Annotated in this window: 6 protein-coding genes; 1 reads left to right on the top strand and 5 read right to left on the bottom strand. The window is 31.6% G+C overall.

Features of this window, described 5'->3' with window-relative positions; translation table 11 throughout:
- The coding region (locus ACH2BG_RS06260) for a hypothetical protein (RefSeq protein WP_395046855.1) at window positions 1-188 on the top strand (188 nt) is incomplete at its 5' end.
- A 761-nt stretch (window positions 189-949) separates the two neighbouring features.
- Here the strand turns inward: ACH2BG_RS06260 and ACH2BG_RS06255 are convergent.
- From ACH2BG_RS06255 to ACH2BG_RS06235, 5 genes are all read right to left on the bottom strand, one after another.
- Complete coding sequence (locus ACH2BG_RS06255; RefSeq protein ID WP_309757379.1) at window positions 950-1,705, bottom strand: hypothetical protein; 756 nt, start codon at window positions 1,703-1,705, stop codon at window positions 950-952.
- A 96-nt stretch (window positions 1,706-1,801) separates the two neighbouring features.
- Complete coding sequence (locus tag ACH2BG_RS06250; protein ID WP_309757381.1) at window positions 1,802-2,110, bottom strand: hypothetical protein; 309 nt, start codon at window positions 2,108-2,110, stop codon at window positions 1,802-1,804.
- Window positions 2,110-6,099, bottom strand: coding sequence for an Eco57I restriction-modification methylase domain-containing protein (locus ACH2BG_RS06245; protein WP_395046854.1), 3,990 nt, complete (start codon window positions 6,097-6,099; stop codon window positions 2,110-2,112). Before ACH2BG_RS06245 ends, ACH2BG_RS06250 begins: the two co-directional genes overlap by 1 nt.
- Before the next feature lie 2 nt (window positions 6,100-6,101).
- Window positions 6,102-7,082: a restriction endonuclease subunit M gene (locus ACH2BG_RS06240; RefSeq protein WP_395046853.1), complete on the bottom strand. Its 981-nt coding sequence runs from the start codon at window positions 7,080-7,082 to the stop codon at window positions 6,102-6,104.
- Window positions 7,073-7,282 (bottom strand): helix-turn-helix domain-containing protein, encoded by a 210-nt coding sequence (locus ACH2BG_RS06235; RefSeq protein ID WP_089081636.1) that lies wholly within the window; start codon window positions 7,280-7,282, stop codon window positions 7,073-7,075. The genes ACH2BG_RS06240 and ACH2BG_RS06235 overlap by 10 nt, the downstream gene beginning before the upstream one ends.
- Window positions 7,283-7,896 lie beyond the last annotated feature (614 nt).

Below are 7,896 nucleotides of genomic sequence, written 5' to 3'. Positions count from 1 at the left end.
TAAAACGAATCTTTGGAGCGTTACTAACTGCTCTTGGAATAGGAGGTCTTATTTATACAGCGGTTATATTTGCTGGAACATCAGGTGAAACAAGAGATGTTAAATCACTAATTATCTACGGTATATTAGGAATTATTTTCTTTGTATCTGGAATTAGTTTAGTACGTACTACAAAAGATGAGTCATAAATTATATTAGCACTTGAATGATTCTTTTTCTTTAAATTAAATTTAGCATTCAAGCACAAATAAATTGATTACAATCTATAACTTCCTTTTTACTTTGTAAAAGGAAGTTTTTTTATTTCTATAATCATCGTTTTTTTTGCATTACAGACCTTAAAATACCAAATATCGAGTCTATTTTTTATAACTCTTAGCGGTTTGTTTTCTGACCTACAACTACTCCTATTCATTTCTAGATTATTTTCCCTCAACACTAATTGCATTTCATAATAATCAATAAACTCACCAGATTTATAGAACTTTTTTTTATAAAATCCTCTAAAAACGACTACTTATTATTCGCGCTCTGCACGCAGGCGGGGGTTTAGAAAGCCTATACTTTCAGTTAATAACTAATTTTAGATACAAAACCATCTTCAAATTTTGCTAAATGCTAAGCTTGTTTGTAAGGTGTTTTATGCCTCGTTGTTCTTTTTCGTCCGCTTGATTTTCTGTTAGTTTTGCAGTGTGGCTGTGAAGTGAAGGTACATTTTTTATAAAGTTAAACACCTTTTTTAGTCTGCCATTGTTTTTATCAAACTATTTATAAATTCAACTTCCTCTTTTGTTAATTTATATTTAGCACACAACTAACTTTCAATTTCCTCTATCGATTTCCTCCATTTTATGTCTAATTTTGCTAATCATAAATTTGTTTTGAATAACAGTTATAAGCAAATCACAGATGGAACTGCACTATTTATTTTTCTCTAAAGTTAAATTTATCAAAATTTTAGAATTGGATTTATTTCAAAATCATATATCATTCTCGATATGTCAATTTGGAACCATTCTTTAAACATTTTGTAATTTCGTTTTTGAGGCCATTCCTTTTTATTTGTATGCCAAGATTCTAATTCAAATGTAAATAGTTTATCGAATTTTTTTGCTAACCACGAATCAATATCGTCAATGTCTTCACTGATTAAATAGGTTCTGGTTTCTTTTACATCATCCAGATCTTCGGGATACAAACTACTACACCAATCTATAAACGGCTGCCTTGGCATGATGATAATAGCGCTACGATTGATATAGTTTTCGTCAAAATCATCTGCTAGATCTTCTTGATTAAATTGTTCAAACATTGACTTTAAATAGGCATCTTGTTCTTGCGTAGTTATTTTTAAAATAGGATCCTCAATTGTTTCTTCTAAATCATAATCAACAATAAAATTGGTGTAATTTTTAAAATGACTTATTTTGTATTCGATCATCCTATTCAATAAAGCTACATTAATACCACTGTTTTCCAAAGCATTAAATGCGTTATCATTATCTTCTTTTGGCAGAATTAATTTCATATTGGCAGAATTCCATGCATTTATACCAAATTCAAAAATATCTTCGTAAAATTCTACATCTTTAAAATCGTTAACAAAAGGCTCTAAAAATTTTTCTAACAATTGAGAATATTTTACACCCGTATTGGGTACTACTATTTGGAGTTTGTTAAATAAATTAATGACTTTGTTTTTCATAGTGTGTCGTTTTTTAAATTTTATAATGTGCTAAAATAGCTGTTTAAAAGTTTAATTTTATACAGGTTTCAAAAGTTTTTAAAGTTCTATTTTGGCTTATTTTATAGGAATTGAGCCTTTTGTAGTATGAAAGTTATCGGTTTGATGCCATTTAGCATTCTCATCCTGATAAATAATTCCTGCATTTTCTAATGTTTCACTTGCTAAACTTGTGGCATCTTCAAAATGTTCAAGATTTTCTTGCCATTTTTTAAGGGCAACGTCATTCGGATCCGTCATAATGAAAATATATTTATTCCAATCGCAAATAACATCTTCGTTTTCAATCCAAATATCAACCCAAGCTTCAATATTTCCATCTTGAATTAAAACTGCATCTTTTTCGTATCGAATAGCTTTCATCATTAGTCCATTGGTTTTATCATTTTTGTAATAAAATCAATCTCTTCTGGAGATAAATCGTATTTTTTATAAAGCTGTTTGTCTATTTCAGAAATTGATTTTGTCCAATCTATATTGGAATTTGTGGTAAAATCTTGTAGCGGAACTTTACGCCAAGTTGCTCTAGAATTATGTTGAGTAATCTTTAAGATTCCAAGCATAGTACGAACAAATTTAGATTTAACATATTTAAGGACATTCTGTGCTTCTAATTCATTATCAAAAGCACCAATAGACAAAAAAGTATCAGTATGACCAATAAAGGGTTGCCCGATAAAGGGTGTACTTAATACTTCACCAATTAATCCTGAACCATTAGCTTCTGGTAAAACAACTTTCCATTTTTCAAATGAATCAGGCAAGGATAGATATTTTATATCAATCCATTTGTATTGTCGTTTAGATTTTACTAAACCTATCATTTTTACAAAATCTTGACTTTCTCTATTATCTGAAAAAGCGAAATCCATTTCCGAGAATGATTTTGAAACTATTTTATTTTTAGTGCCTTTACCTTGCATTTTTTCAGCCAGTGGATATTTTCTAAAAAAAGCATCAGAAAAACGATAAATTCCTTGTGGTTGTACAAGTGCAGAAAGTGAAAATTCTGTATTTTGGACAACTTTTTTTGCAATAGTTGTTAGTTCTTTGAAATGCGTAAAAGTTCCAATAGGTTCTAAATGTTGATTTTTATTTCTATAGAGTATGGTTAAACCTCCTTTTATATCCGTATTCTGAAATAACTTGGACGAATCTTGCTCATAAAATTCAACTTTTAGATGCTTATCTGATAGCATTTTTTCATTCCATATTTTAGGTGTCTGTCCAGCATTAAATAAAAACCTTGCAGGGGAAATTAAAATATATTGATCTGATAAGTTCTCGGCTAAATCATAAAAATGCTGATAAATTGGTTCATCTCTAGCTTCGCCACTTTGCTGATACGGCGGATTCCCCACAATTATATCGAACTTCATTGTCTTGTTGTTTATTTTTATAGTTTCGTTTTCAATGAAATTATTTTCACTGATTAAATCGTAAGATGTGTAGGTGGTTTCTATTTGCGTTACATCTAAATCCAATAGTTTATACACTTTTCTGGTAAACTCATACGCCGTTTTTGAGGTGGGTATGGAGTAGAAATTAATGGCTATATCTTTGCCAAACTTTTTATACACGGCATACACAAACTCACCTTGTTTGGAAGCAATATCCAAAAGCATTGTATGGCTATCAATAGCATTTTCAGGCAAACCGCTAATCATTTTGTCGGTTATAATTTCGGGTGTTACAATTTCGGATTCAGACAAGCGGGTAAATTTTTTCATTGCCCTGCTGGCTCTTTCTACTGGTTCTACACTGGCATCATTGGCTAAATGATTGATGTTTTGTATCTTGTATTCTAGTTTACTCAAAACATAATGCTGTATGTTTGATCGTAATAATTTTAAAATTTCAATGTTAAGTTCTAAATTATCCGCAATTCTTTTACTTTCTTCATCAGTTTCTATTAAATCAATGATTTCTTGTAAGGACATTAATTTTTCTTCGGTACAAAAAGCAAAAAACAATATTCTGGAATAATAGCTGGCAAACTTTTTCCTTATGCTGGCTTCGTAAGTGTCTTTTTCTTCTGGTTTTTCTGTTCCATTGGTTGGCTTGTTGCCTCCATCAGGTTTATTTGTTCCAGCCGGTATATCTAATTCATCGCCTTCATCAGTTTTTTTGTGAGGTTCTATTTTTAATCCATTATTAGAGCCTATTTCGTTTTGTCGTTCAATTTCTCTTCTAATTTCATCAATTAGCAAAAGCGATAGGTCTAAAGGGATTACTTTGGCTTCGTCCAAAACACTTCGGTTGCTCGAATATTCTCGAACCGCATTTAAAATATCTGTGGGATTTACTTGAACTAATTTGTCTTTGTTTAAGTGAATGATGGGCGAAACTTCTAATTCACGTTTCAGCCGTTCGACCAACTTCAAATTGCCATCGGTATCGGTATTGATATTGTAAATCTGTGCTTTTTCCTCTTGCATTACAAACATTCGTGTAGGATTGAAGTCCACCAAGAGTGTTTGTGGCTTCATATTGTATTTGATGACATCTTTTTTATCATCAACATAAGTTTTAATGTACTGATTTTGCAAACGAAAAATGGCTTGGTCGTATTCTTGTGGCGAAGCGGTATCTTTTAGGTAAAGCATCGTGTCCCATTCAGGAACGGTGCTACCGGTAAGCATTCTGTTTACTGTTAGCGTGATTGTTTTTACGTTCTCACTTTCCCATTTTTTTATTTTGTCTTGAACGGCTTGTGTGTCTTTGAAGTTTTTTTCATTCTCAACTCCTGAAATATTGATAATTTCATAATTGCTAAGATGTTTAAAATCTTGCATCTTGATTAATTCTTCCAAAGCGTCACAAGAAGCTCGATACGGCAAAACACAAACAATATGACGGCACATTTTACCTTCTTTTATTTTATCGTAATCAAGGAAACTTAATAAATTGGCATCCTCTTCTGAGCCGTCAATTACTTTTAATAAGTCCAGAATTTCTTGTTCGTGAAGAAACTTTTTATGTAGATGGGTTGTATTGTCTTTTGTTATGGATTGCGGTTTGAAAAGTTCTGAAAAAGCGTAGGTTATACCATTTTTTTTCAGTTCCTCCATTTTTTTTAGAGAAGATTCATTGGGGTTAAAAGCAAACCGAATCATTTGAGGGAATCCATAATAAGGATTTTTCCATTCATCAATTTCCTCTTTACCTAGCGTTTCTCTATGGTCATTAATAATTCTAACTCTCGCATTCCATTGTTCTTGGTCATCGGCAATATCTGTGAATTGATAGAATGCAATAATATCATCATCGGTAAATTCGCTGTTCATCAAAATGCGATACGGAGTTCCCGAAAGATGAATGCGAATTTTGGCCTTTAACTCTTTTTCAATAATTTGAATATCATCAATTGAATTATCGTTAAGTTTATTTTCATTTTTTTGTTGAGTAGCACTTAATTTTTCTTGTTCTGATTTTTTTTCATTTAAAACTTTTCCATATTCCGTCGCTCTTGCTCCAAAATGGGTTTCGTCAATGAGCAATAAGTCAATTTCGTTTTTAAAAACGGATGCGTGTTTTGATTTGATTGTATCTCCTTGCAAGTCTTGTAAAGTAAGAAACAAAACTATTTTCTCATTTGCCTTTTGTTTTTCGGCAATAATTAATTCATCTCTAAGTAAATCATCACTTTCTAAAAAACAATAGCCCTCAAAGTTTTTAAGACTTTCTACTGTTTTTTTCCATTCTCCTCTCACATCAGCTTTTGCAGAAACTACTACAACCAATTTGGCTTCCATTTCAACAGCACAAGACATTGCCGTAAAGGATTTACCAAAACGCATTACAGCATACATCAATAAATTGGTTCTGCCTTTATTTATGGCTTCTCGAAAATTAGCTACTGTCTTTTGTTGATTGGGACGTAATGGATACTCTTCGGTTCTTGTGTAGGTATGAGTGATTGGGATATGACTTTCATCAAAACGATAATATTGATATTTTGATTCGTTGTTTTGATGTCCTTTTTGAATGTCATCTATTGCATCTTGCAGGTCTTTTTGGGTAGCATTTTCGAAAAACTCATTTGAATAGTAAATATCTTTGAAAACATCACGTCCTAAACGTTTTCTGTTCAAATCGTTTTCAAGATAATAATGCACTGCATAATCTCTGAAAAAAGTTTCATCATCGACTTTTGCAACATTGCCATACTTCTTTTCAAGATTAGGAAAGTATTTACGCCACTCATTCAATCTTGTTTCAATTGGACGATAAGTATCACCAACTTTTAAATAATTAGGAATAGTTTGAGTAGTAAAAGCATAGATTTGAGGTTCAACTCTACCGATAATTATTTCGTTAAGTATAGCGGTATTGATAGTGTTTGCTTGTGCCATATTTATTTTTCTAAAAGAGATATGAATTTAATTGGCTTTTCTATATCCCAATCCATAATAGTACAATAGATCCCATTATGAAGCTTTATGTTTTGTGTTGCACAACCTTTGCATTTCTTTATTTCTGTTTTGGTTTCAAAGAAATCTGAAACTTCTACAATTTCATCCTTACAACTGTTGGGAATAACTCCTTTTAAACCGTCCATTTGCCAGATATTCCAAGAAATAATTTGTGCAATTTTTTGGATGGTTTCAAGAGTTGGTTCAGTCTCAAATTTGTATGTAAAGTTTTCAATGAATGTTATCAGCAAGGCTTCACGAGCCAAGAGCAAACTATCTCCTTGCCATTCAAAACCGTAAGTGTTTTTATATGCAGTTTCAACTGCTTTTAGCCATTCGTTTTTTGAGTCCAAATTTTCATTTACTACTCTTAATTTTCGGTCTAAAAGTCCAATTCTGTTTTCAATAGTAATAAATTCTCCGGTTGTTGTATCGTATCTGCTCACTAGGTAGGGAGCTTCTCCACAAGTAATCTCTAATCGGGTATCACGAACATAGTCTTGCCAAGTCTTGCCTTTTGGGAAAACTATTTTTTCTTTTGTTGTTTCCCAAGATTTGCTTCCGTTCTTTAATACGATTTCTTTATTGAAAACACCATCTGTTCCAAACCAAGAATTGTCAACCAAATTGTTTTGTGTATTGCATATCCAAGAAGGAGTGAAAACTTCTGCCATTTCTTTGGAGCGGGATAATTGTAATGTTTTGTCTTTATGAACTCTAGGCATGATTACATTGCCATTTTCTCCTGTGATTAAATCAGGTAAAATTTCAGAATTGAATTTGTATGAGTCTCCGCGATGTTCGTAGTTGTCAGTCGCCCAAAAAATGTTTTTTTGGGTGGTTTGGTCGCGGAGTAGTATTCCGAGAACGTCAGGGTACTTCTGGATTAACTCGTTTTCTAATATGTCGATAACTACTTGCACTTATATACTTCTTCGTTAGTTTTTAAAAGTTCTTTTACATCAATCTTTAGAATATTAGCTATTTCGTATAGCACTTCAAGTCTTGGTTGTTGTCGGTTTTGCACATAACCATTAACCATATTGTAGCTCTTACCTAGCTGTTCGGCTAACCAAGTTTGCTTAATTCCTTTTTCTTCAAGTACTTCTTTAATTCTGTTCATTATTATAAAAGATGTCAAGTAGCAAATTTAGTTTTATTTTTCAACATCTCATTTTTCAAGATATAAAATGTTTGAATAATTCTCTATTTACCTGTCTGTGTTGTTGGCAAAAAAGAGCTCTTTTATTTTTGAACATTTATTCATGTTTCGGAAAAAAACAAAATGTGGTATTTTTCCGCAGTTTTTACAATGTGGATTATCTATCCCCTTTAACAAGTTGTATCCCTAAAATTGTTCTTATTATTTTAGTAAATATAAATGAACTAAAGACTTTGACAAGCTCCGAATAGTTAGGATTTCATGCTGATTAATTTTAAAAGAAAAGTTTAATAAATATGTGAAAGATGTAATACATACGAGTAATTGTGTAATACCTTAGAAGTAATATAGCACCAACTTTACACTATAGAAATAATGTTTTTCAATAAATTAAAAAACAAATGAAAAGTACCATAACCAAAACGGACAAAAATGTCAGGCTAGAAAAAGGGAAAGGAAATTCAAATACAACATCCCCTGAAACAAGTGAAGGTTGTCGAAATATTTTTGTGGAGGAACTAAAAGAAATTTACTTTACAGAAAAAGCACTACTTATTTCTATTCCTGTACTGATT

This window comes from Flavobacterium sp. (assembly GCF_043779715.1).
GTDB lineage: Bacteria > Bacteroidota > Bacteroidia > Flavobacteriales > Flavobacteriaceae > Flavobacterium.
This window is presented reverse-complemented; position numbering and strand designations above follow the sequence as displayed.

Excerpts from the sequence above, each read along its gene's own strand:
- ACH2BG_RS06235 (WP_089081636.1), bottom strand. The coding sequence starts at position 7,282 with ATGAACAGAATTAAAGAAGTACTTGAAGAAAAAGGAATTAAGCAAACT.
- ACH2BG_RS06250 (WP_309757381.1), bottom strand. The coding sequence starts at position 2,110 with ATGATGAAAGCTATTCGATACGAAAAAGATGCAGTTTTAATTCAAGAT.
- ACH2BG_RS06255 (WP_309757379.1), bottom strand. The coding sequence starts at position 1,705 with ATGAAAAACAAAGTCATTAATTTATTTAACAAACTCCAAATAGTAGTA.
- ACH2BG_RS06245 (WP_395046854.1), bottom strand. The coding sequence starts at position 6,099 with ATGGCACAAGCAAACACTATCAATACCGCTATACTTAACGAAATAATT.